This window comes from Thermoanaerobaculia bacterium (assembly GCA_035717485.1).
GTDB lineage: Bacteria > Acidobacteriota > Thermoanaerobaculia > UBA5066 > DATFVB01 > DATFVB01.
Genome location: DASTIQ010000149.1, coordinates 1 through 22,410, shown reverse-complemented (window position 1 = coordinate 22,410; position 22,410 = coordinate 1). Strand labels below are relative to the sequence as shown.

General features: G+C 69.3%; 20 protein-coding genes and 1 riboswitch. Of the genes, 11 read left to right on the top strand and 9 right to left on the bottom strand.

Features of this window, described 5'->3' with window-relative positions; translation table 11 throughout:
- Positions 1–33 precede the first annotated feature (33 nt).
- The 6 genes from VFS34_07910 (at position 34) to VFS34_07885 (ending at position 4,006) form a co-directional block, all read left to right on the top strand.
- A complete protein-coding gene (locus VFS34_07910; GenBank protein ID HET9794373.1) occupies positions 34–438 on the top strand; it encodes a ribonuclease HI family protein in 405 nt (134 codons plus the stop codon).
- Complete coding sequence (locus VFS34_07905) at positions 435–1,157, top strand: YggS family pyridoxal phosphate-dependent enzyme (protein HET9794372.1); 723 nt, start codon at positions 435–437, stop codon at positions 1,155–1,157. The genes VFS34_07910 and VFS34_07905 overlap by 4 nt, the downstream gene beginning before the upstream one ends.
- Positions 1,154–1,459, top strand: coding sequence for a YggT family protein (locus VFS34_07900; protein HET9794371.1), 306 nt, complete (start codon positions 1,154–1,156; stop codon positions 1,457–1,459). Before VFS34_07905 ends, VFS34_07900 begins: the two co-directional genes overlap by 4 nt.
- Positions 1,460–1,470: 11 nt before the next feature.
- Positions 1,471–1,983 carry a DivIVA domain-containing protein gene (locus VFS34_07895; GenBank protein ID HET9794370.1) on the top strand — a complete coding sequence of 171 codons (513 nt, stop codon included), beginning with the start codon at positions 1,471–1,473 and terminating at the stop codon, positions 1,981–1,983.
- A 138-nt stretch (positions 1,984–2,121) separates the two neighbouring features.
- The gene (hutI, locus tag VFS34_07890) at positions 2,122–3,384 is read left to right on the top strand and encodes an imidazolonepropionase (protein HET9794369.1); all 1,263 of its coding nucleotides are present in this window, start codon (positions 2,122–2,124) and stop codon (positions 3,382–3,384) included.
- Complete coding sequence (locus VFS34_07885; protein HET9794368.1) at positions 3,374–4,006, top strand: cyclodeaminase/cyclohydrolase family protein; 633 nt, start codon at positions 3,374–3,376, stop codon at positions 4,004–4,006. Before hutI ends, VFS34_07885 begins: the two co-directional genes overlap by 11 nt.
- A gap of 255 nt (positions 4,007–4,261) precedes the next feature.
- On the opposite strand, the gene VFS34_07880 is transcribed toward VFS34_07885, so the two are convergent.
- The 5 genes from VFS34_07880 to VFS34_07860 all read right to left on the bottom strand — a co-directional run bounded on the left by VFS34_07880 (position 4,262) and on the right by VFS34_07860 (position 10,266).
- The gene (locus VFS34_07880) at positions 4,262–4,450 is read right to left on the bottom strand and encodes a hypothetical protein (GenBank protein ID HET9794367.1); all 189 of its coding nucleotides are present in this window, start codon (positions 4,448–4,450) and stop codon (positions 4,262–4,264) included.
- Positions 4,451–4,464: 14 nt separating this feature from the next.
- Complete coding sequence (locus VFS34_07875; protein HET9794366.1) at positions 4,465–5,355, bottom strand: hypothetical protein; 891 nt, start codon at positions 5,353–5,355, stop codon at positions 4,465–4,467.
- Between the two features lie 62 nt (positions 5,356–5,417).
- Positions 5,418–5,981 carry a cob(I)yrinic acid a,c-diamide adenosyltransferase gene (locus VFS34_07870; protein HET9794365.1) on the bottom strand — a complete coding sequence of 188 codons (564 nt, stop codon included), beginning with the start codon at positions 5,979–5,981 and terminating at the stop codon, positions 5,418–5,420.
- Between the two features lie 25 nt (positions 5,982–6,006).
- Positions 6,007–8,358, bottom strand: coding sequence for a TonB-dependent receptor (locus VFS34_07865; protein HET9794364.1), 2,352 nt, complete (start codon positions 8,356–8,358; stop codon positions 6,007–6,009).
- 21 nt (positions 8,359–8,379) lie between these two features.
- Positions 8,380–8,592: riboswitch (cobalamin riboswitch) on the bottom strand.
- 201 nt (positions 8,593–8,793) lie between these two features.
- The gene (locus VFS34_07860; GenBank protein ID HET9794363.1) at positions 8,794–10,266 is read right to left on the bottom strand and encodes a PLP-dependent aminotransferase family protein; all 1,473 of its coding nucleotides are present in this window, start codon (positions 10,264–10,266) and stop codon (positions 8,794–8,796) included.
- A gap of 103 nt (positions 10,267–10,369) precedes the next feature.
- On the opposite strand from VFS34_07860, the gene VFS34_07855 reads away from it, so the two are divergent.
- Together VFS34_07855 and VFS34_07850 are read left to right on the top strand one after the other, a co-directional pair.
- A complete protein-coding gene (locus VFS34_07855; protein HET9794362.1) occupies positions 10,370–11,317 on the top strand; it encodes a branched-chain amino acid transaminase in 948 nt (315 codons plus the stop codon).
- 34 nt (positions 11,318–11,351) lie between these two features.
- On the top strand, positions 11,352–12,155 hold the full coding sequence (locus VFS34_07850; protein HET9794361.1) for a PhzF family phenazine biosynthesis protein: 804 nt from the start codon (positions 11,352–11,354) through the stop codon (positions 12,153–12,155).
- A 447-nt stretch (positions 12,156–12,602) separates the two neighbouring features.
- Here VFS34_07850 and VFS34_07845 read toward each other — a convergent pair whose 3' ends face one another.
- Genes VFS34_07845 through VFS34_07830 form a run of 4 tightly spaced genes read right to left on the bottom strand, consistent with a single transcriptional unit; the run spans position 12,603 to position 17,856 of the window.
- Entirely contained in the window at positions 12,603–15,680 is a 3,078-nt protein-coding gene (locus VFS34_07845; protein ID HET9794360.1) for a hypothetical protein, read from the bottom strand.
- A 25-nt stretch (positions 15,681–15,705) separates the two neighbouring features.
- A complete protein-coding gene (locus VFS34_07840; protein HET9794359.1) occupies positions 15,706–16,005 on the bottom strand; it encodes a hypothetical protein in 300 nt (99 codons plus the stop codon).
- Between the two features lie 24 nt (positions 16,006–16,029).
- Complete coding sequence (locus VFS34_07835; protein HET9794358.1) at positions 16,030–17,442, bottom strand: pyridoxal-dependent decarboxylase; 1,413 nt, start codon at positions 17,440–17,442, stop codon at positions 16,030–16,032.
- A gap of 39 nt (positions 17,443–17,481) precedes the next feature.
- On the bottom strand, positions 17,482–17,856 hold the full coding sequence (locus tag VFS34_07830; protein ID HET9794357.1) for a cytochrome c: 375 nt from the start codon (positions 17,854–17,856) through the stop codon (positions 17,482–17,484).
- Positions 17,857–18,002: 146 nt separating this feature from the next.
- On the opposite strand from VFS34_07830, the gene larB reads away from it, so the two are divergent.
- From larB to VFS34_07815, 3 genes are all read left to right on the top strand, one after another.
- On the top strand, positions 18,003–18,770 hold the full coding sequence (gene larB, locus VFS34_07825) for a nickel pincer cofactor biosynthesis protein LarB (protein HET9794356.1): 768 nt from the start codon (positions 18,003–18,005) through the stop codon (positions 18,768–18,770).
- Positions 18,668–19,795, top strand: a complete 1,128-nt coding sequence (locus tag VFS34_07820; protein ID HET9794355.1) for a deoxyhypusine synthase family protein — start codon at positions 18,668–18,670, stop codon at positions 19,793–19,795. The genes larB and VFS34_07820 overlap by 103 nt, the downstream gene beginning before the upstream one ends.
- Before the next feature lie 231 nt (positions 19,796–20,026).
- On the top strand, positions 20,027–22,410 hold a 2,384-nt coding region (locus tag VFS34_07815; protein HET9794354.1), incomplete at its 3' end, for an IPT/TIG domain-containing protein.

Below are 22,410 nucleotides of genomic sequence, written 5' to 3'. Positions count from 1 at the left end.
GATCGCTGCAACGGAGCGCCGCGCCGCGCAACGATGAAAGTCACCGCCTTCATCGACGGCGCCGCGCGCGGCAATCCCGGTCCCGCCGGCGCGGGAGCTTATTTCCCGGCCGGCGAAGAGCCCGCGCGCGAGCTCTTCGAGGCTCTCGGGCGGGCGACGAACAACGAGGCGGAATACCGGGCGCTCCTGCTGGCGCTCGGGGAAGCCGAGCGGCGCGGCGCGACGGAAGTCACGATCTTCTCCGACTCGCTGCTCCTCGTCGAACAGATCAACGGCCGTTTCCGGATCAAGGCCGAGAACCTGAAGCCGCTCGCGCGCGAGGCGGTGTTGCGCGCGAAGACGTTTCCGAAATTCTCGATCGCGCACGTGCGCCGCGAGAAGAATCGCGACGCGGACCGGCTCGCGAACCTCGGCGCCGACGCCTCGGAAGCGATGTGAGCGGCCCGTCCGGGGCGGATCCGGCCGGGCTGTCCCGCCGTGTCCGGGAGGTCCGGGAAAGGATCGCTCGCGCGTGCGAGACCGGGAAGCGAGACCCGTCCGGCGTTACTCTCGTGGCCGTGACGAAGACCCATCCCGTGGACACCGTCCGGCGCGCCGCCGAGACGGGGCTGACCGTCTTCGGAGAGAACCGGGTGCAGGAGGGGGTGGCCAAGATCGAGGCGCTCCGCCCCGATTTCCCGGGGCTTTCCTGGCGGCTGATCGGGCGGCTCCAGTCCAACAAGGCCAAAACCGCGGTAAGATATTTCGAGGAGATTCAATCGGTTGACCGGAGTTCTTTGCTCGAGATTCTCTCGCGAGAGGCTGGCGCCTCGGGTCGCCGGCTCCCGATCTACGTGGAAGTGAACGTCGGCGGCGAGGCGAGCAAGGGAGGGGTCGACCCCGGGGGCGCGGCGGCGCTCGTCGGGAGCGCGCTCGCGGCCCCGGCGATCGAGCTCCGCGGGCTGATGACCGTTCCGCCGTTCTCGGACGATCCCGCGGCTTCGCGTCCCTTCTTCCGCCAGCTTCGTTCGCTCCGGGACCGCCTCCAGGACGAGACGGGGTCGCCGATTCCCGGACTGTCGATGGGCATGAGCCACGACTTCGAGGTCGCCATCGAGGAAGGTGCGACCGTCGTCCGCGTCGGCACGGCCCTCTTCGGCGCGAGGGAATCGGCGTGAGGGCGCTCGGCACCGGTGTCGCGATCGGTCTCGTCCAGGTCGTCTCGATGCTCTTCCAGCTCGTGATCTGGCTCGTGATCGCGGCGGCGCTCGTCACGTGGGTCTCTCCAGATCCGCGCAACCCGGTCGTCCAGTTCCTCTACCGCTCGACGGAATGGCTGCTGAAGCCGTGCCGGAAGATCCTTCCGCCCCGGATCACGGGGGGAATCGACTTCTCGCCGATCATCGCGATCCTCCTTCTCGTCCTGCTCCGTGCGGTCGTCCTGTCGCTGATGACGGGCGGAGCCGTCTCGGCACTCTGAGGAGAACGTCCATGACACCGAAGATCACCGCTCTCGAGATCCAGAAACACGAGTTCCCGACGAAGCGCCGCGGCTACGACCCCGAGGCCGTCCGCGGGTTCCTGCTGTCGATCGCCGAGGACTTCCACGAGCTGATCCGGCAGAACGCCGAGCTCGAGACGCGCGTGCGCCACCTCGAGGAGGAGAACTTCGATCACCGCGACCGCGAGAAGATCCTGAAGGAGACCCTCCTTTCCGCGCAGCGCCTCTCCGAGGAGATGAAGAACACGGCGCGCCGGGAGGCGGAGAACGTCGTTCGCCAGGCGGAGCTCGCCGGCCAGCAGCTCACGGCCGAAGCCCTGCAGCAGTCGGCGCGGATCGAAAAGGCGATGCGGGACCTGAAGATCCAGCGGGCCAACTTCCGGCTGAAGCTGAAATCGATGCTCGACATGTTCCAGCAGGTCCTCGATTTCGACCGCGAGGAGGAGGAGAACTCCTCGACGGTGTCCTATCTCGTGCGCCCCCAGGACACGAATAGCGCATAGTGATATGCCGGCGAAGTATCGAAGACGCTCAGGCCGAGTTGAAGCGGACGCGATCCGCGCCGCTTAACTCGGCGGGAGAATCCCGCGTCGCGGGAGCGCGCATCGGACTCTCCTTCTCGCAAATGGCGTCTGCGAATCATGTCGGCTGAGCGGCCGGCGCCCTCGTCCCTCGAAATCCGGAACCTCTCCTGCCTCGCGACGGCGACCGGGCGCTCGGCGCGGCGCGGGCGCGCGCAGGGCGAGCTCGTCGTGATCCGCGACGCGGCCGTCCGGTGCGAAGGGGAGAGGATCGTCTTCGCCGGAACGGAAGCGGACCTGCGCGGCCGCTTTCCGGAGCCCGCGCGGGAGATCGACGGCACGGGAAAGACGCTCCTCCCCGGATTCGTGGACGCCCACACGCATCCGGTATGGGCCGGCGACCGCGCGGCGGAGTTCGCGCGGCGGCTGGCCGGAGAGAGCTACGCGTCGATCGCCGCGTCCGGCGGCGGGATCGTCGCGACGGTCGAGGCGACGCGGCGGGCTTCCCGGCCGGCGCTGACCGCGGCCACGCGCTCGCGGCTGATCGCGATGCGCCGCTCCGGCACGACGACCGCCGAGGCCAAGTCGGGGTATGCGCTCGACGTGGAAGGCGAGATCCGGTCGCTCGAGATCCTGCGGGACCTCGCTTCCGAGGAGATCGTCTCCATCGTTCCGACGCTGCTCGCCGCGCACGAGATCCCGGTCGAGCACCGGGGCGACCGCGCCGGCTGGGTCCGGGCGAACGTCGACGAGATCCTGCCGCGCGTCGCGTCGGCGCGGCTCGCCGTCTTCTGCGACGTCTTCTGCGAGGAAGGCGTCTTCACGATGGAGGAGTCGCGGGCGATTCTCCTCCGCGCGAAGGAGCTCGGGCTCGGGATCCGCATCCACGCGGACGAGCTCGCCCGCTCCGGCGGTGCCCTCCTCGCCGCGGAGCTCGGCGCGGCGTCGGCCGACCATCTCCTGTTCATCGGTCCCGGGGAGATCGAAGCGCTCGCGCGCGCCGGAACGGTCGCGACCCTCCTTCCGGGCACCGCGTGGTGGCTCCGGTCGCGTCGCGCCCCCGCGCGCGAGCTCGTCGAGGCCGGCGTACCCGTCGCCGTCGCGACCGACGCGAATCCCGGCTCGTGCAACACGGAATCGCTCCCGGCGGTGGCGGGGCACGCCTGCCACGATTACGGGCTGTCGATCGAGGAGACGCTGACCGCGATCACCCTGAACGGAGCGGCATCCCTGGGGCTCGCCGCCAACCGCGGCTCCGTCGAGCCGGGCAAGCGCGCCGACCTCGTGATCCTGGACGCTCCCGACTATCGCCACCTCGTCTATCATTGGGGCCTGCCCCTGGTCACCCACACGATCATCGGAGGGCGCGTGCATGAATTTTGAGCGACAGGCATTCCGCGATTTCCGGGCGTCCCTCGCATCGGACGCGCCGACGCCGGGAGGCGGGACGGCCTCGGCCGGCGCGGGCGCGATGGGAGCGTCTCTCCTGTCGATGGTGCTGGGGCTGACGCTGCCGAAGGAGAAGTTCGCGTCCGTGGCCGACGAACTCCGCCCGATCGCCGAAGAGGCCGATCGCGCCGGCGCGCGCCTCGAAGCGCTGATGAACGAGGACGCCGCCTCCTTCGACGCCATGGTCGCGGCGCGAAAGCTGCCGAAGGAGACCGACGACGAGAAGGAAGCGCGGTCCCGCGCCATGCAGGAAGCCGCGCGTCACGCGGCGGACGTGCCGATGGAAACGGCGCGCTGCGCGGCGACCCTCCTTTCTCGCGTTCCGCTCGTCGCGGAGAAGGGAAATCCGAACGCCGCCTCGGACGCCGGCGTCGCGGCGCTGCTCCTCGCGGCAGCGGCGGAAGGCGCGCTGCTGAACGTCGGCATCAATCTCGGCTCGATCAAGGATCCGGCGGTCGTCCAGGCGATGGAGAAGGAGACCGCGAAGATTTCGGGGGACGTGGAGAGACTCCGGGCGCAGGTCATTGCGCTCGTCCGCAAGTCGTTTTCCAAGTAGCCGGCCCGGCGATACATCGAGCCGGACGGGCGCGTGCCGCCTGTGTGACCCTCCGGCGTACGTTCCGGTACCCCCCGGGCGGCCCGCATCCCGTCGGGCTCGCGTCTCACCGCGCCGCGAACTCGCTCTCAACGGACAAACGTCGAGAACGACCTCTGCGGTCGCGATGTCGTTTTTCCGGAGCGCGACACCGGCTGACGGAACAGACTCAGTACGCCGCCGTCGGTCGATGAGCCCGACGCGCCGCGCCGCGTCCTATTTCTTGCCGGTCTTCTCGAGCTCTTCCGCGGCCTTCTCCACCGCGGCCCGCGCGCGCCGGAGCGCGTCGATCGAAAATGCGCGGCCCTTCGAGAAAGCGATCTTTCCGAGCTGGAAGAGCGAGTCGCCGAGGAGGCGCATCTCGTCGGCGATCTTTCCGTCGGTTCGGTCGTCGGGTTGGTCCATGATCCGCCTTCGATTCAGAAAGTCTTCTTCTCGCGCTTCGAGAAGAAGGTGTTCGGGAATGCCTTCTGGAAGTAGTCGTACATCGCGAGGATCTGGCGGTTTTCGCCGTTTTCCCATCCCGCGTCGCGGAAGCATCCCTCCTGGCCCGAGAAGGTCCGGAAGCACAGCTCGAGGCAGAGGTTCTCTCCGGCCCGGGGAGCGCAGTTCAACCACAGCTCGCGGATGTTCCGCTCCGAGATCGAGAAGTTGTCTTCCGGGTCGATCATCTGGTACCAGTTGATCCGCTCCCCGTCGATCACGAACTTTCCGACCTTCTTCTTCTTCGAGCTGCCGACGCCGAGGAATCCCTGCTTCTGGCGCACCAGGCCGTCGAACTCCGCGTGGCGGGCGACCGGCTGCACCGGCTCGGCGGCCGCGGAGGCCGCGGGAGCGCCCGCGCGAAGCATCGCGTCGATCACCGTCTCCGAAAGGCCGGCCCGCCGCAGCGCGACGAGGTCGTCGACCGTCAGCCGATACGACGTGTTGTCCGCGCGGATCTTGTTCAACAGGAAGTCTTCGGTGTAGCCGGCGTCCTTCAGACGCAGGATTTCGGTCGTGGCCGGAGAGAGCGACGGAGCCGGCGCCCCCATGGGGGGCGGCGCCGCATAGGACGCTCCGCTCCCCGAGCCGAAGTCTCCCGCCGGAGCAGCCGGCTCGATCGGAGCGGGCGGGTTCGCCGGGGCAGGAGCGGCGGGCGGCGGAGGGACGACCGGGGGCGGCGCCGGCGGAGGCGGCGCGGGCTGAGCCGAAGGGGGCGCGTACGGCGGCGGGGGATTGCTCGAGGAGAGCGAGTGGGACGCGCAGCCGCAGACCGTCAGCAGGGATCCAAGAAGGAAGGGAATCCCGAGAATCCGTCGAGGCCTCATGTGCCGCTCCTTGGAGCGCGTCCTTCTTTTCCGACGAGAACCGGGAACGCTCGCCGGGGATTCTACACCCGGCTGTTCCAGAGGACGTCGGGCGCGCCGCGCCGCCGGTTCTCGAATCGGGCCGCGACGAAGAGCGCATCGGAGAGGCGGTTCAGATACGGCACGACATGCCCGCCGATTCTCTCCTTCCGGGAAAGGGCGATCGCCTCGCGCTCGGCGCGGCGACAGACGGTTCGCGCCAGATGGAGCCGGGCGGCACCCGGCGCGCCGCCCGGGAGCACGAAGTTCTCGAGCGGGGGGAGCTCCCGCGACATCTCGTCCATCCAGCTTTCCAGCGCGTCGACGTGCCGCTGCTCGATGACCGGAACGGGGCGTTTCACCTTGTCGTCCTCGAGGGTGCAGAGATCCGAGCCGAGGTGGAAGAGCTCGTTCTGAACCGTGGAAAGGCGGCTCGAAACGGCCGGATCGAGCCCCGCCGCGATCGCGGCGCCGATCTGCGAGTTGAGCTCGTCGACGGTTCCGAAGGCGGCGATGCGCGCGGAATCCTTCGGCACGCGCTGCCCTCCTCCCAGTCCCGTCGTACCGTCGTCGCCCGTGCGCGTGTAGACCTTCGTGATGCGGGGCATGTTCCGATTCTATTCGGTCGCGCCGTCAGAACGTCGCGATCATGCCCGCCGAGACGCGGCGCCGGGTCGCGGGGAATCCGTTCGCTTCGGCGTATTTCCGATCGAGGGCGTTCTCGAGCGTCACGAACGGAGCCACGCTCCGCCAGCGGTATTCGAGGTGGGCATCGAGGCGCAGGTACGAAGGATCCTCCGTCGGCCCGTAGGGATAGCCCGCCTCGAAGTCGGCGCGGCGCCCGACCCAGATCGCCGAAGCGAAAACGAGCCACGGCCGGGCGTTCCACGCGAGGTCGAGCGCGCCGCGATGCCGCGGACGGCGGACGAGCGGGTCTCCCGTCGTCTCGTCGACCGCGCGGAGGTAGGTGTAGGAGAGGCGTCCCGAGAGCGGCGACCGGGCCGAGAAGACGGCGGAAGCCTCGACGCCTTCGGTTCGCGCCCGACCGACGTTGCCGGGCAGCTGCCGCACGACGTCGTACTGGATGAGGTCCCGGATGTCGTTGCGGAAGAGCGCGACGTCCAGGCGCCACGGATCGGGGGATCGAGAGAAGCCGACCTCGTAGCTCCGCGAGCGTTCCGGCTGGAGGTCGGGGTTCCCGTAGAAGGGATAGTAGAGGTCGACGATCGACGGCGCCCGAAACGCGGTGCCGTACGAGGCGCGGAGCGAGTCGAGAGAATCGACGTTCCAGACGAGCGAGACCCGCGGATCGGTCGCGGACCCGAACTGCGAATGCCGGTCGTATCGAACGCCGCCGACCGCCTTGAAGCGGCCGCCCGCGAACGTCCATTGGTCCTCCCCGGCGATTCCCCAGGTGGAGATTCGGCGGTCCGCGATGATCGGCCCGAAGGCGCCCTGGGAGTCGACCGTGGATCGCTCCCACGAGGCCGCCCCGGAGAGCGTGTTCTGCGGGGAAATCGACCAGCTGTCCGCGGCGCGCGCTCCGCGGGTCTTCGCGACGGTGTCGCTCGCGAAGAAGCCGCTCGCGTCGTCGGGATCGGACGCGGTGGGGTGCAGATCGACCTCCGACAGCGATCCCGTCAGAGTGTTGTCGTCGCCGAGGCGCGCCCGGACCGGCACCGTCCAGATCGTCTGGCCGAAATCCGTCGTGCGGTGAGGCGTCGCGGCGGACCCGTCCGACGGAATCTCCGTCCGGGCGAACGTCCGGTCGACGTTCAACCCCGCGCGGAACCCGTCGGTCGGAGTCCACGCGAACTGCGCCGAGCCGGTCCGGTCGCGCCACGCGCCGTTGTCGACCGCCGTTCCCGCGACGACCTGGGGATCGCCGCCGTCGTGGACGTCGCGGCCCGAAAGCGCGAGCGAGAACGGTCCGGCGCCGCCGGTCGCGAAGAGCGTTTCTTCGTGGAACCCGCGGTTGCCGGCCGCCGCCGTGACCCGGCCGGAAGGAGTCGAGGAGGCCGCCCGCGTCAGGATCGAGACGACTCCGCCGACGGCGTCCGCTCCGTAGAGCGCGGAAAACGGCCCGCGGACGACCTCGATCCGTTCGACGTTCTGCGCGGGGAGGCTCGAGAAGTCGTAGCCCGCCCCGTAGGGGCTGTTCACGCGGACGCCGTCGATCAGGACCAGGGTCTGGAACGAGGTCGCGCCGCGGATGAAGACGCTCGCGACGGTGCCCGCTCCTCCGCTCTGGACGACGTCCACGCCCGGCACCTCCCGCAGGAGCTCGAGGACGTCCGTCTTCCCGCTCTTCTCGATCTGCTCGCGCGGGATCACCGTCACGGAGGCCGAAATCGACGGCTCGACCTCCGGCGCGATCGACGCGGAGACCACGACGTTTTCGGCCACGGGGGGGAGGGCCTGGGCGCGGGAAGAGGAGGGCAGGACGAGCGCGGCGACCGTCAGCACCGCCAGGGCCGTCCGGCGCTTCTCGCGATGCCGCCGGGCCACGGCCTCGGCGGCGAAGAGAATCCCGGTCCATGCGAGCGTGCCGAAGAGGTCGTTCCGGAAGAAGGGGAGCGCCGCGGCATAGCAGCGAAAAACGCCCGCCGGCGAGTGCGGGTACATCCCGCTCGATGCCCAGACCGCCAGATTCGTGACGACGAAGAACGCGAACGACGAAGCGAACACCACGGCCGCCGTCCGTGCGACGGAGGATCGCGCCGGGAGGAGCCTTCCGAGGAACAGCGACGCGGCGAACGAGGCGTAGACGGCGATTCGGATCGGGGTCAGGATCGCGCGGCCCGTGCCGAAGTCGATGAAGAAATCGGAGATCGCCATTGCCGCGAAAGGGATGAAGAAGGCTCCCCTCCGCCGGGAAAGCCGGGCGCCGGAAAAGATCGCGATGGCGCCGACCGCCGTGAAATTGGGAATGTGGGGAACCCATCGGGAGAGTGCGGCGAGAAAGATGAGAAGAATCGTGTCCATCGAAGCCTCCCGCTCGACGAAACATCGCAACTCCTCTTCGGCAGGTCTCCTGACTTCCGGATCGACCGCATCTCGCCCCTTCCCAAACGCGGAACTTGCATCCCGGCGTTCAGTGGATCTGGCGCATGCGTCCCCGGTTACAGTGGCGGGAGCCGTGCGGGTTTTTCACCCGCTTCCCTTTTCACCCTCCCCCGGGAATTCGGGGGGAAGGGCACCGAAGAATTCAAAGATCGCGAAGGAGCGCGAATATACGCCCGGTTCGCGCGGAGCGCAATTCCGAGTGGCGAGTCGGCGAGTCCGCGAGTCGAAAGTCGATGCCAGGTGCCGAGTCCGCGATCTGCGGCCGGAATTCGCCGATTGTCCTTTTTGCGACTTGCGACTTGCGACTTGCGACTTGCGACTCGCGACCGGGTGGTCCGTCCGACGGCTCGGCCGTCAGACGACCACGTGAAGAGGTCTCTCCGACGGCCGTCCGGCCGACGCGGGCACGTACTCCGCCCACGCCCGCGAGAGCCGCGCGATGCCGTCGCGGATCTCGTCGGGCTCGAGGCAGAACGGAAGGCGGATGTGGTCGGCATGTCCGTTCGACGGGGAAAAGACCGATCCGGGGAGGATCGCGACGCCGTGCCGCCGCGCGACCGCCCCGAATTCCTCGGCGTCGCCGCGCGGGAGGCGGACCCAGACCGACAGCCCGCCGAGCGGCCGCGTCCACTCCCACTCGGGGAGCCGCCGGGTGAGCTCGCTCGCGAGGACTTCGAATCGCTCGACGATTTCGGCGCGCCGGCGCGTTCGAATGTCCGGAAGCCGCCGCATGAGGCGCGTGGCGAGAGTCTGCGAGAGGGGAGAGTTCCCGAGATCGCTCATCACCTTGAGCTCCGCGGCGGCGTCCAGAAGGGCGGCCGGGGCGCGCAGCCAGCCGACGCGAAGGCCGCCCCAGATGAGCTTGGAGAGCGAGCCGATCGTCACCCCTCGCCCGCTGCGGCAGAACGCGGCGATGGGCGGCGGCGGTCGCGTTCCGAAATCGAGGTCCTCGAGCGTCCCGTCTTCCACGACGACGGTTCCGTGGCGATCGGCGATCGCCGCGATTTCTCGCCGGGCCTCTTCCGGGATGACGGGGCCGACCGGGTTCTGGAAGGTGGGCATGAGATAGATCGCCCGCGGATGTTCGCGCTCGACGGCCGCCGCGAGCCGTTCGAGGCGGACGCCGGCCGGGCCCACCGGGACCGTCACGAGCCGCGCGCCGGTCGCCTCGAACAGATCGATCGCGCCGAGATACGTCGGGTCTTCGAGGACGACGGCGTCGCCCCGGCGGAGAAGGAGTTGCGCGGCGAGACCGATCGCCTGCTGCGCGCCGTGGGTGACGAGCACCTCCGAAGATCGTGTCGGAAGCCCGCCGGTGGTCAGATGCCGCGCGATCGCCTCGCGCAGCGGCGCGAGGCCGAGGCCGCTGTAGCCGTGTCCGCGCAGGAGCGAGCGGGAGTCGCGCGCGGTCTCGGCGAGCGTTTCTTCGAAGTCCGGCGCGATGGCCGGAAGATGGAGACCGAGGAACGAGACCGCGGTCCCGCCCGAATCCACGAGGCCGCGGAACGCGCTGTGCCGGCGCTGCGCGGCGAGCGGCGCCGCGCTCGCCCGCGACGGGGCCTCGCGGCGCACGCGCGTGCCGCTTCCCTGGACCGACTCGAGCCACCCTTCGGCCCGGAGCATTTCGTACGCGCCGACGACCGTCGTGCGGCTCACGCCGAGCGCTTCGGCGAATCGCCGCTCCGGCGGCAGCACCGTTCCGACGGGGAATCGTCCCGCGACGAGCGCGTCGCGCAGGGCTTCCGCGAGCCGGCGATACGAGGGGCCCCGCCTCTCTCTCCACCCTCCGAGCGCCGACACCAATTCGAACGCGTCCGTTCCCGACATCAGTCCAATTATACTGGATTGGATATTGAAGTGGCATTACAATTGCCCAAGAATCCGAGGCGAAGCGAGGAAACTGGATCAAGTGGCTTGAGGAGGTGAGCGTATGGTTCTCCCGAAATTCGCATTCTTCGACGGGCGAATCCTTCCCTACGGCGAAGCCAAGGTCGGTCTTCTGACGCATGCGCTCAACTACGGCACCGGCTGCTTCGCCGGCGTGCGCGCATTCTGGAACCCGGAAGAGGAAGAGCTCTTCATCTTCCGCGCCCGGGACCACTTCCAGCGATTCCTCGAGTCCGCGCGGCTGCTCTCGATGGACCTCCCGTATTCCGCCGACGACCTTGCCGAGAGCCTCGTCGCGCTGCTCCGCGCCGAGGGATACCGGGAAGACTGCTACATCCGACCGCTCGCCTTCCTGTCCGACGAGACGATCGGCGTCCGGCTCCAGGGCCTCACGCCGTCGGTGTCGATGGTCGCGTTCCCGTTCGGCAAGTATCTCGACCGCGACGAAGGCGCGCACCTGACGGTTTCCTCCTGGCGGCGGATCGACGACGCGGTGATCCCCCCGCGCGGCAAGGTGACGGGCGGCTACATCAATTCGGCGCTCGCGAAGAACGACGCCCAGAAGGCGGGCTTCGACGACGCGATTCTCCTCGACGGCCGCGGAAAGATCAGCGAGGCGACCGTGTCGAACATTTTCCTCGTGCGGCGCGGACAGCTGCTCACGCCGCAGGTCACCGACGGGGTCCTCGAAGGGATCACCCGTCGAACCGTGATGGAGCTCGCCAAGCGCGAGCTCGGAATCGAAGTCGGCGAACGGACGATCGACCGGACGGAACTGCTCCTCGCGGAAGAAGCCTTCCTCGCCGGCACCGGAATCGGAATCGTGCCGATCACGCGCGTCGATCACCGCCCGATCGGCGATGGTCGGACCGGCGAGATCACCGGCTCCATCCGCCGGCTCTACTTCGACGCGGCCCGCGGAAAGCTCGCCGCCTACCGCTCGTGGTGCCGGCCGGTGGGAAAGTCGATCCAGCGCGTCGAGGTCGCCTGACGCCGGGACGCCTCCGGCCGATCTCGCGCTCCCGATGAAGCTCTCGCTCGTCGACGCTTTCACCGACGTCCCGTTCGCGGGGAATCCCGCCGCCGTCTGCCTGCTCGACCGCGATGCGTCGGCCTCGTGGCGGCAGTCCGTCGCCCGGGAGCTCGGCTATTCGGAGACCGCGTTTCTCCGCCCGCTCGGGTCCGACGCGATCGAGATCCGCTGGTTCACCCCGACGATGGAGGTCGACCTCTGCGGCCACGCGACCCTGGCGAGCGCCCATTTTCTCTGGGAAGGAAAGATCGCGATGGCGGGGCGGCCCATTCGCTTCGAATCGAAGAGCGGTTCTCTCTTCGCCCGCGGGTCCGAAGGAGCGATCGAGCTCGATTTCCCCGAGGAGACGGCGCGGGAAGTCCCGCCGCCGTCCGGGATCGTCGACGCGCTGGGCGTCGATCCCCGGTGGTTCGGGAGAAATCGTCTCGATTACCTCGTGCTCGTCGAACGGGAGTCGGAAGTCCGGGGTCTGCGGCCCGACTTCGCCCGGCTGGCGACCGCGTGTTCGGAGGGGCGCGGCGTGATGGTCACGGCTCGCTCGGAGGACCCGGCGTTCGACTTCGTCTCCCGGTTTTTCGCCCCCTCGTCCGGAATCGACGAGGATCCGGTCACGGGATCCGCGCACTGTTGCCTCGGACCGTTCTGGGCCGAGCGTCTCGGGAAGAACGATCTCCGGGGATTTCAGGCTTCTGCGCGCGGAGGAGCCGTCTCGGTTCGAACCCGCGGCAACGGAAGGGTTTATCTCGGGGGAGCCGCGGTCACGATTTTTCGCGGAGAGCTCGCGGTTCCGGAATAAACGCGGGAGAGGTCCGGTTTTCATGGGCGAGGGGAAATCCCTCGCGCCTCTCCAAAACATCTCACCAATTGCAGAAGGGGCGCGGAACGATCGAAAGATCAGCTCCGCGCCCCACCCGCCATTCCGTCGCGGGCTTGCTCGGGGACCGGAGCTCGTGCCCGTCGCGCGGCTCGCCGAACGAGCGGCTCGACCGCGCCGACGGGCACCCCCTCGCAGCGCTCCCGCTCCCGCATCGCAGATCTTTCGCCTCAGTCACTTCGGCGAAAAATCAGGCGATGCGAAGGTCCGGGAATCCGGCGATCTTCATCTCGGGACGTCCAAGATCGTCGCTCGGAATCGCCTGACAGTCTGCTCATCCGGCTCGCCCGGCTCCTCGTTGCAGCAGCACGGCTGCGGGAATCGCCTGGCGATTTCCGAAGTGTGTCCGGGATTCGGGCTACCCCCCCTTTATCGGGGTAGCTCCTTCCATTTCGCCAGCAGCGCCTCGAACTCGCTCTTGGTTCGCTGAAGCTCCGCCTCGGCTTGCGCGGTCGGAGCGTTGTCGGCGCTCTCGACGGCTTCGAAGACCGCGGCGAAGCGGCGGTTGAGCCGGGCGAATCCGCCGGCGCCCTCGAACGGCGCGAGGCGCTCGAGCGCCGTCTTTTCGGGCGGCGGTCCGGAGGGGGCGATCTTCCTGCGGTACGTCCCGAGCTCCTCGGCGGCCGCGAACGAGCGCTCCATCTGGACGGCGGCATCGAGGGCGGCCTCCAGCTGGCGCGCGATCGCCCCGGCCGGCACGGAAACGCGCGGGTCCATCCGCAGGACGAGCGGCTGGGTTTCGATTTTCCCCGCGGCGGTGAGCCGGATCGTGTACTTGCCGGGCGCGGCGAGCGCGCCTTCGGGCTCCGCGGGCGTGTCCTTTCCCCAGATCGCCGCGATCGTGTACTCGTATTCTTCGACGCGGGGGCGCGGATACCGGAGGTCCCACACGACCCGGTGATGGCCGGCCTCGCGGGACGGAACCGCGGCGGGCTTCAACCACGCCGCCGCGAAGTACCGGTTGGTCTTGATCGATTCGGGGCGGTCTTCGCTCGAGAATCGACGGACGGTTCGCCCCTTCTCGTCCAGGATCTCGAGGACCACGGGTCCCGGGGCCGCGGAGCCCAGCCAGTAGTCGATCACGGCGCCCGCCGGAGGGTTCTCGCCGAGCGGCGTCTCGGGCGGAAGCGGCGTGTCCGAGGCTTCGCTCCGCCGCAGGCGGTAGGCGTCGGCGGGGCGGAAGAGGCGAACGGCGGTCGTCGCCGTCGCGGCCTCGGCCTGGCGGAGCGGCGAGACGTCGTCGAGGATCCAGATCGCGCGACCCTGCGTCGCGGCGATCAGGTCGTCGCCGTGGACGAGGAGATCGCGGACCCACGTCGTCGGAAGGTCGAGCTGGAGCGACTGCCAGTGGTCGCCGTCGTCGAACGAGACGAAGACGCCGGCGTCGGTTCCCGCATAGAGCAGCCCGCGGCGCTCCGGGTCGGCGCGGACCACGTCGACGAAGCCGTCCGCGGGAAGCCCGCCCGTGATCGCCGTCCAGGTCCTGCCGCCGTCGTGCGTCCGGTACGCGTGCGGCGTGAAGTCGTCCAGGCGCTGCCGGTCGACCGCCGCGTAGGCGGTCTCGGGATCGAGCGCCGAAACGTCGAGCGAGGCGATCTTGCTCCAGGGCTCGAGCCCGCGGGGCGTGACGTTCACCCACGTTTTTCCGCCGTCCCGCGTCCGCTGGATCAGACCGTCGTCCGTGCCGACCCAGATGTCGTCGTCCGATCGCGGCGAGAGCGCGATCGAGAAGATCACCCCGAAGCCGCAGGGGGCGGCATTGGCGATCGTGATCGCCCCGTCGCATCCCTTCGTTCCCGCCACCGCGCGGGAGAGATCGGGGCTGATGATCTCCCACGACTGGCCCCGATCGCGCGACCGGAAGAGCACCTGGGCGCCCTGGTAGACCGCGTGCGGCTCGCGCGGGGAGACGGCGATCGGCGTGATCCACGTGTACCGGTACTTCACGGTGGTCGCGCGCTGCGCATACACCGAGACGACGTTGGGGTCGATCGCCGCGCTCTGTCCGGTTCGCGTGTCGAAGCGGCGGAGGTTCCCGCCGAGGCCGCTCGCGTAGATCGTCAGCGGATCGCCGGGATCGGGCACGTCGTAATCGCGCTCGTCGCCGCCGACGGGGTGCCATTCGCGAAAGGAGATCGCGCCGTAGTCGCTCCGCGACGCGATGCCGACCGTACCGCTGTCCTGCTGGCCGCTGTAGATCCAGTACGGGAAGCGGTCGTCGGCGGCGAGATGGTAGAACTGGCCCGTCGGCTGGTTGTACCAGCTGCTCCAGGTCTGCCCGCCGTTGACGGAGACGACCGCGCCCTGGTCGCTCCCCGTCGCGATGTGGTCGGAATGCTTCGGGTTGATCCAGACGAAGTGGTAGTCGTCTCCTCCCGGCGCGCCCTTGAAGACCTCGAACGTCTTTCCGCCGTCCGTCGATCGGCGGATCGACTGCCCCGTCATGTACAGGATGTCGGGATGGACGGGGTCCGCCGTGACGCGGCCGAAGTAGTCGCTGCCGATCCATTTTTCCGAGGAGACGAGCGTCCACGTCGCGCCGCCGTCGTCGGACCGGTAGAGGCCGGTCTGGTTTCCCTCCTCCGCGCCGAGATCGAAGTTGCCGCTCGAGGAGCTCGCGGAGATGGCGGCCCAGACCCGGCCGTTGCTCGAAACCGCGAGGCCGATGCGGCCGAGGTTCCCCGCCGGCCAGCCGCCGCCCGAGATCCGCTTCCACGTCCGGCCCTCGTCCTCGGACTTGTAGACGCCGCTCCCCGGGCCGACGTTCGGCTGGAAGTAGGAAAGCCAGGGATAGTTCCGCGCCTGCCATGCGGCCGCGTACACGACCGCGGGGTTCCGCGGATCGGCCGCGAGATCGACGGCACCCGTGTTCTCGTCGACGAAGAGCGTTTTCTTCCACGTCCGGCCGCCGTCTTCCGACCGGTAGACGCCGCGATCGGAATTGGCCGCGAAGATGTGTCCGAGCGCGGCGGCGAGCACCACGTCGGGGTTCTTCGGATCGACCAGAATGCGCCCGATCGCGCGGGTCGCGTCGAGACCCAGATGCCGCCACGTCTTTCCGGCGTCGTCGGACCGGTAGACGCCGCGCCCGGAGGGGATGTCGTAGCGCGTTTCGACCTGGCCCGTGCCGACGTAGATCACGTTCGGGTCCGAAGGGGCGATCGCCAGCGCATCGACCGAAGCCGTCTTCTCGTTCTGGAACAGCGGGTTCCACGTCCGGCCCGCATCGTCGGTCCGCCACACCCCGCCGACCGCGGCGCCGAAGTAGAAGGTGTCGGGCCGGTCGGGAATCCCCTCGATGCAGGTCGCCCATCCGGCGCGGAACGGTCCGATGGACCGCCAGTGGAGCCCGGAAAAGGGAGCGGAGGCGGGGGCCGTCGCTCCCGCGGCGGCGAAGGAGCATCCCAGCGCCGCGGCCGCGGCGAGCACCCGGCGGATCGGCTTCATCGTGTCCTCTGTTTTCTGCGCAGTCCTACTCGACGACGCGGAAGATCTCGCGGAATCCCGACTCGACGTTCGGGACGAACTTCGCGTAGGCGTCCTTCCAGGCGGGATCGGTCATGGCCGCGGACTCCCCCTGCTCGAGCGCCGACATGGTCGGGAACGTCAGCTCCAGGACCAGCGTGTAGAACGGTCCGGTCAGATCGGTCAGGACCCGCATCTCGCTCGTGGTCGCGGCCCGGCGGTTGATCGCGAGGAGGCTCTTCATCGCTTCCTGCGCGTCGCGGGCTTTGCCGAACTTGAGGCGGAAGACGTTGCGGACGACGACCATGGTTCACCTCCCGAATTCCCTATCTTAGTCAACCTCGGCTTCGGCGATCATCCGGCGCCACAGCCGGACGACGTGCTCGCGTTCCGTCCCCAGGTTGCCGATCGAGACGCGGACCATCCATCGGCCGTCGAGGGTCGCCGGCGTGACGAACGCCTCGCCGGACCGGTTCACGGCCTCCGCCCAGGCGAGCGTGTGCCGGTCGAGGGCGTCACCCGGGAGCCCGCCCGGCTCGTGGCGGATGCAGACGGTCTGAAGCCGCACCGGCGCGACGACGCGCCACCCGGGACGCTTCCGGACCTCTCCGTCGAGCCAGCGCGCGTTGTCGAGGTCGCGGCGGAGCCTGCGGCGGAGGCCCTCGACGCCTTCGGACCGGATGAGGAACCAGAGCTTCAGCGCCCGGAACCGGCGGCCGAGGGGGATGCCCCAGTCGCGGTAGTTGGTCACCTTCTCGTCCACGGCGCTCCGGAGATAGCTCGGATTCGTGCTCATCACGCGCACGAGATGCTCGGGATCGCGGACGTAGTAGACGGAGCAGTCGCAGGAAACGCCGAGCCACTTGTGGGGATTGACGACGAGGGAGTCGGCGCCCTCGACGCCCTCCCAGAGCGGGCGGAGCTCCGGGAGGATCATCCCGGGGCCGGCCATCGCCGCGTCGACGTGGAGCCAGAGGCCGTGGGCGCGGGCGACCTCCGCGATCGCGGCGAGCGGGTCGAACGCCGTCACGGCGGTGGTTCCCGAGGTCGCGACGACCGCGCACGGACGGACGCCCGCCGCGACGTCCCTGGCGACGGCCTCGGCGAGCGCGTCCGGCCGCATCGCGTACGCCGCGTCCACCCCGACCTTCCGGAGGTGCGCGCGGCCGAAACCCGCCAGCAGCGCCGCTTTCTCGACCGAGCTGTGGCTTTGCTCCGAACAATACACGGAAAGCGGGGCCTCTCCCGCGAGCCCTCCGCGCGCCAGCGAATAGCCGGTCGCCCTCTCGCGGGCGCAGAGGAGGGCCTGCAGAGTCGCGGTCGACGCCGTGTCCGCGATCACGCCGCTCCAGGCGGACGACAGTCCCATCATGTCGCGGAGCCACCGGGTCGCGACCTCCTCCACTTCGGTCAGCGACGGGCACGCCTGCCAGGACAGCCCCACCACGCCGAGACCCGTCGAGACGAAGTCCCCCAGTACCGAGGCGAGATCGCCGTTGGAGGGGAAGAACGCGAAGAACCCCGGATGCTGCCAGTGCGTCGTCGCGGGGACGACGAGACGGTCGAGGTCGGCGATCACGTTTTCGAACGGCTCGGCGGTCTCGGGGGGCGCGGCCGGAAGCGCGGCGGCGAGGGCGCCCGGCTCGACCGACGGCAGGACCGGCAGCGATGGCGCCCGTTCCCGGTAGTCGGCGATCCAGTCCACGATCGCGTGGCCCCAGCGGCGGAATTCTTCGGGCGTCATCGGGACCTTCTACCACGACGTCCCGCGGGCGAGCTCGCTTCAGCGATCGCGGGCGACGAGCTCCCGGACGTAGCGAACGAGCGCCCGCCGGTCTTCGGCGCTCAGACGGTTCCCGAAACCCGGCATCGGCGGCTTGCCCTCCGTGATTCGCGAGAAGAGCTCGTCGTCGCTCATCTTCCGGACCGAACCCGACCGGAGGTCCACCGGCTTCTGCTTCAGGAAGAGGCCGCTCGGCCCGTCGCCGCGTCCCGAATCGCCATGGCAGGAAAGGCAGTTCTTCGCGTAGAGCGCCTGGCCGTCCCGATCGTCCCCCGGAGAGGCGCGGTCGGATCCCCGCGCCGCGAGCGCCGTCATGGCCGCCAGCGCCAGCGCCGCCCACAGGAAGGGGAGCCCTCCGTCGATTCGTCGTTCCATCGTCCTCCCTCCGTTTCCGCGCCGGCGTGTCCGAAGACCCCGGCGCCGCCCCATTGTTTCCGGGGGATCGCGCCGCCCGGCGCCGCTTTCATTTTTCAGAGTTCGATGAAGACCGGGGCGGCCTCGCGCCTGTATGATCCGGCCCGATGGCCCCATCCGATTTCATCCTCGATTTCGACCGGGTGCGCCGCCTCGGGTTCCCCGAGGTCGTCCTCGCCTCGGGCAAGGAGACGGCGCAGATCGTCGCGATCGTCCGCCAGCTCGCGCGGGAGAACGACGTGCTCGTCACGCGGCTGCTCCCCGACGCCTGGGAGGAGATCTCGCGCGAGGCGCTTCCCGGCCGGGCCGACTACGACCCGCGCTCGCGAACGCTCGTCGTCCACGTCGGGAAGCCCAGCCGGCCGCTCCCCGGGGACGTCGCGATCGTGACGGCGGGGACCGCGGACGTCGACGTCGCGCACGAGGCGCGGCGGACGCTCGAGTACCTCGGCGTCGCTTCCCGCGTCATCGCCGACGTCGGGGTCGCGGGCGTCGTGCGGCTCCTCGGAAAGCTCGAGGAGATCGAGCGCGCGGACGTCGTGATCGCGGTCGCCGGAATGGAAGGGGCGATGTTCTCCGTGATCGGGGGCCTCGTCGGCCGGCCGATCATCTGCGTTCCGACCTCGCGTGGTTACGGCGCGAACTTCGACGGGCTCGCGTCGCTCCTTTCCGCGCTCGCTTCGTGCGCGAACGGAGTGGCGGCCGTCAACATCGACTCCGGGTACGGCGCCGCGATGGCGGCCTACCGGATTCTGGCGAAAGGACCGAAGACATGGCAAAACCCCAGGGAAAGCGGCGCGTCGGGAAGACGGCCGAGGAGTACGTCCACGGCGCGGCGGTCGGCGTCGACCGCCGCAAGAAGAAAGCGCTCCTAGGCCGTCCGACGACGCCGGTCCGGATCGAGGCCGATACGACGGTCTCGGAGCTCCTGGACAAATACCGGGACATCTCCTTCCAGGCGCGCGCGCTCGGCCGCTGCGCGGAAGTCTTCGAGAAGGCGCTCCGGGACAAGGACCGGCCGACGATCTTCCTGGGCCTCGCCGGATCCCTGATCGCCGCGGGAATGCGCCAGGTGATCGTCGATCTCGTCGAGAACAACATGGTCGACGTGATCGTCTCGACCGGCGCGATCATCTCGCAGGACTACTACCAGGTGCGGGGCGGTCGGCACTATCACGGCACTCCCGACATCGACGACCGCATGCTCCGCGACCTCTACATCGACCGCCTCTACGACACGTTCATCGACGAGGAGAAGTACTGGGAGACGGACATGGCCGTATCGCAGTTCGCGGACCGGCTCGCCGGGAAGGCGCTCTCGTCTCGCGCGTTCCTTCGGCTGCTCGCCGAGACGGCCCGCCACGACGAGGGATCGATCCTCGGCGCCTGCGCGCGCCGCAACGTCCCGCTCTTCGTTCCGGCGTTGAACGACTCGTCGATCGGGATCGGGCTGACCGAGCACTATCACCGCGCGCGGCAGCAGGGGAAGGAGCCGTTCATCATCTCCTCGATCCGCGACAACTACGAGCTGACCCAGATCGTCGTGAAGTCGAAGGCGACGGCGGCGCTCTACATCTCGGGAGGAGTGCCGAAGAACTACATCAACGACTCGATCGTGATGAGCTACATCTTCGGGCTCGACACCGGGGGCCACCGCTACGCGCTGCAGATCACGACCGACGCGCCGCACTGGGGCGGCCTCGGCGGCTCGACGCTCTCGGAGGCGACGTCGTGGGGCAAGGTCTCGAAGACCGCGACGCACGAGATGGCGTTCGTCGAGACGTCGGTCGCGCTCCCGATGCTCTACGCCTACGCGCTCCAGAAGAACGCGGCGCGCGGGCGCAGACGCCTCAAGTACGTCTGGAAGGAAGACATCCTGGAGAGCATGACGGCGAAATAGCGTCTCCGGGTCGTCCCGGAGATGATCGTTCGCGGTCGGCGCGAGTCGCCCCCCAGAGCGATTCGATTCGTTTGGTCTGGTGGCGCGGTTCCGCGCGTCGTCCGATATAGTCCCCTCAACTTCTCTCTCCGGAGTTCGCCGAGAATCAGGAGGCCGTCTGCCGTGCTGAAGCCTCGAGTGCGGGCGACTATGATCATCGCGTCTTTCGCGATGGCCGCCGCGTCTCCGGCGATGGCAACCTCCAAAGTCAGCGTGTCTCCCACGACGGTCTCCGTCTTTCCGACGCAGACGAGTTCGAGTCTCGTCGTCTCGATCTCTTATGCGCCCGCCTCGGGTTTCGGTTCCAGCACGCTCCAGCTCGGCGGTCTTCCCGCCGGCGTGTCCGCGGATCCGGTCCCGAAATACTCTTTCGCCAAGAACAGCGTCTTCTCGCAGGTGATCTTCCATTTCGTGACGTCGGCCCAGACTCCGCCCGGCTCCTATGCGGTCAAGATCACCGATCCGCCGAATCTTTCGAAGGAGTCGGGGGGCAGCGCCACGGTTCTCCTCCAGGTGAAGACGCCCTCGTTCCAGGCGGCGGCGAGCCCCGATCCGCTCGCCCTCGAGGCTTTCGGTCCCGCCCGAAGCGTCTCCGTGACGACGACGACCGACCCGGGCTTCACCGCGCCGATCACCTACTCGTTTTCGGGCCTTCCCTCGTTCATCGCTTTCGGAGGCCCGCAGACGGCGGGGCCGCCCTATCCCGCGCTCTCGTTCGCGTTCGCGGCGGGCCCGGGAGCGGTGCCCGGAACCTACGCGGGGACGCTCGTCGCGACGAGCGGCGCGACGACGAAGACGTCCCCGTTTTCCGTCCAGGTCACGAACCCTCCCGCGCCGCTCCTCACGGCGGTCGCGCCGGCGTCCGCGCCGGCGGGCGCGTCCGTTGCGGTCTCGCTCTCGGGCGCCAACTTCCTTCCCGGCGCGACCGTTCTCGTGTCCGGAGGCGACGTCGCGGTGTCGATGGTGGTGATCACATCTCCCACGCAGATCTCGGTGACGTTGGCGACCCCGGCGGCCGCGCCTCCCGGCCCGCGTGCGGTGACGGTGAAGAACCCCGACGGCCAGATCTCGAATGCCCTGTCGTTCACCGTCGTCCCGCCGCCCCCGCCCGCGCTCTCGTCGATCACGCCGGCGGCGATCGTCGCGGGATCGCCCGCTTCCGTGGTCCTCACCGGCACCCATTTCCAGCCCGGCGCGTCGGTTCAGGTATCGGGCGGAGACGTCACGGTCTCATCGGTCGCCGTGATCTCGCCCACGCAGATCTCCGCGACGTTTTCGCCGATTCCCGGGGCGACGCCGGGGACGAGGAGCGTCACGGTCCGAAACCCGGACGGGCAAACGTCGAATTCTCTTTCTCTCTCCGTCGCGGCTCCGTCCGTCGGGCCGCAGATCGCCTCGATCTCTCCGCGCGGTGTGGCGGCGGGAACACGGGGCGCGCGCCTCGTGATCGCGGGCTCGAACTTCGCGCCCGGCGCGGCCGTCACGTCGAATTCGCAGTTCGTTTCGGCCGACCAGACGACATTCGTCTCCGCTTCGGAGCTCCACGCGGTCGTCTCGGTTTCCGGCGACGCGCCGGCGGGAGCCGTCGGCATCGGCGTTCGCAATCCGGACGGGTCCGCTTCTCCGAGCGCGGCGCCCCTCCTCGTCTACCCGGCGGGGGCCGTCGGCGCCCCGGTCGGCGTGACGACGGCGGCCGTCGTCTTTCCCGTCGAGGGCGCGGCGATCGGACAGGGCGAGACGGTCTATCCCCGGGGTCTCCTCGCGACGTCGGGAACGGGAACCGTCCGGGGTTCGTGGCTCTTCGACGGCTTTCCGTTCGACCGTTTCGTCGCGGCGGTGACCGCGGGTCAGCCGGTCGAGGTCCAGGCTCACGTGCCGATGCCGTTTTCCTACGCGGGGGGACACCGGATCTCGATCGCGATCGAATCTCCGCAGCGGCTCGAATCCCCGCCGGTCGCGGTGATCGCGATCAGCGGATCGGCCGAGGCGTTTCGTACGATCGATCCGCCGGAGGACGCGGTCTTCGGGCGCGCTCCGCCCCGGTTTTCCTGGACGTTGACGCCGGGCGCGAGCGGATACCGGATCGAAGTGGCGCCGGAGTCGGGATCGCCGCCGCGGAGCTGGCGAACGGCGGATCCCGCCTGGCGGCCGTCGCCGCGCGATCTCGCGGAGATGGGAACGGGCCCGATGCGATGGCGCGTCCGGCCCATCTTTCCGGTCGACGTCGACGGCGAGCCGACGCCGTGGAAGCGCCTGATCGTCGTTCCCCGTCGGGTCGCTCTCGGCCCGCCGTCGATCGAGCGTGATCGCGCGACCGGCCGATCGGTCGTGCGCTGGTCCGGCGGCTCGCCGGGCATCGTTTACTCCCTCGAATTCCTGGACCGCGACGGCCGCGTCGCGTATTCGGCCCTCACCGTTCACCCCGAGTACGTCCTTCCGAGGGATCGGGAGACGGCGCTGGGCGGGCTCCGGCGGCGCGTGAGCGCGTACGGCCCGGATCGCGACGTCCTGGGCCGCTCGGATGCGCCCGCGGGTCCCGGCGGGTCGGCGCGCCGGCCGGCGGCGGGGGAGTGGAT

Excerpts from the sequence above, each read along its gene's own strand:
- VFS34_07910 (HET9794373.1), top strand. The coding sequence starts at position 34 with ATGAAAGTCACCGCCTTCATCGACGGCGCCGCGCGCGGCAATCCCGGT.
- VFS34_07895 (HET9794370.1), top strand. The coding sequence starts at position 1,471 with ATGACACCGAAGATCACCGCTCTCGAGATCCAGAAACACGAGTTCCCG.
- hutI (HET9794369.1), top strand. The coding sequence starts at position 2,122 with ATGTCGGCTGAGCGGCCGGCGCCCTCGTCCCTCGAAATCCGGAACCTC.
- VFS34_07885 (HET9794368.1), top strand. The coding sequence starts at position 3,374 with ATGAATTTTGAGCGACAGGCATTCCGCGATTTCCGGGCGTCCCTCGCA.
- VFS34_07880 (HET9794367.1), bottom strand. The coding sequence starts at position 4,450 with ATGGACCAACCCGACGACCGAACCGACGGAAAGATCGCCGACGAGATG.
- VFS34_07875 (HET9794366.1), bottom strand. The coding sequence starts at position 5,355 with ATGAGGCCTCGACGGATTCTCGGGATTCCCTTCCTTCTTGGATCCCTG.
- VFS34_07870 (HET9794365.1), bottom strand. The coding sequence starts at position 5,981 with ATGCCCCGCATCACGAAGGTCTACACGCGCACGGGCGACGACGGTACG.
- VFS34_07865 (HET9794364.1), bottom strand. The coding sequence starts at position 8,358 with ATGGACACGATTCTTCTCATCTTTCTCGCCGCACTCTCCCGATGGGTT.
- VFS34_07860 (HET9794363.1), bottom strand. The coding sequence starts at position 10,266 with ATGTCGGGAACGGACGCGTTCGAATTGGTGTCGGCGCTCGGAGGGTGG.
- VFS34_07855 (HET9794362.1), top strand. The coding sequence starts at position 10,370 with ATGGTTCTCCCGAAATTCGCATTCTTCGACGGGCGAATCCTTCCCTAC.
- VFS34_07850 (HET9794361.1), top strand. The coding sequence starts at position 11,352 with ATGAAGCTCTCGCTCGTCGACGCTTTCACCGACGTCCCGTTCGCGGGG.
- VFS34_07845 (HET9794360.1), bottom strand. The coding sequence starts at position 15,680 with ATGAAGCCGATCCGCCGGGTGCTCGCCGCGGCCGCGGCGCTGGGATGC.
- VFS34_07840 (HET9794359.1), bottom strand. The coding sequence starts at position 16,005 with ATGGTCGTCGTCCGCAACGTCTTCCGCCTCAAGTTCGGCAAAGCCCGC.
- VFS34_07835 (HET9794358.1), bottom strand. The coding sequence starts at position 17,442 with ATGACGCCCGAAGAATTCCGCCGCTGGGGCCACGCGATCGTGGACTGG.
- VFS34_07830 (HET9794357.1), bottom strand. The coding sequence starts at position 17,856 with ATGGAACGACGAATCGACGGAGGGCTCCCCTTCCTGTGGGCGGCGCTG.
- larB (HET9794356.1), top strand. The coding sequence starts at position 18,003 with ATGGCCCCATCCGATTTCATCCTCGATTTCGACCGGGTGCGCCGCCTC.
- VFS34_07820 (HET9794355.1), top strand. The coding sequence starts at position 18,668 with ATGGCAAAACCCCAGGGAAAGCGGCGCGTCGGGAAGACGGCCGAGGAG.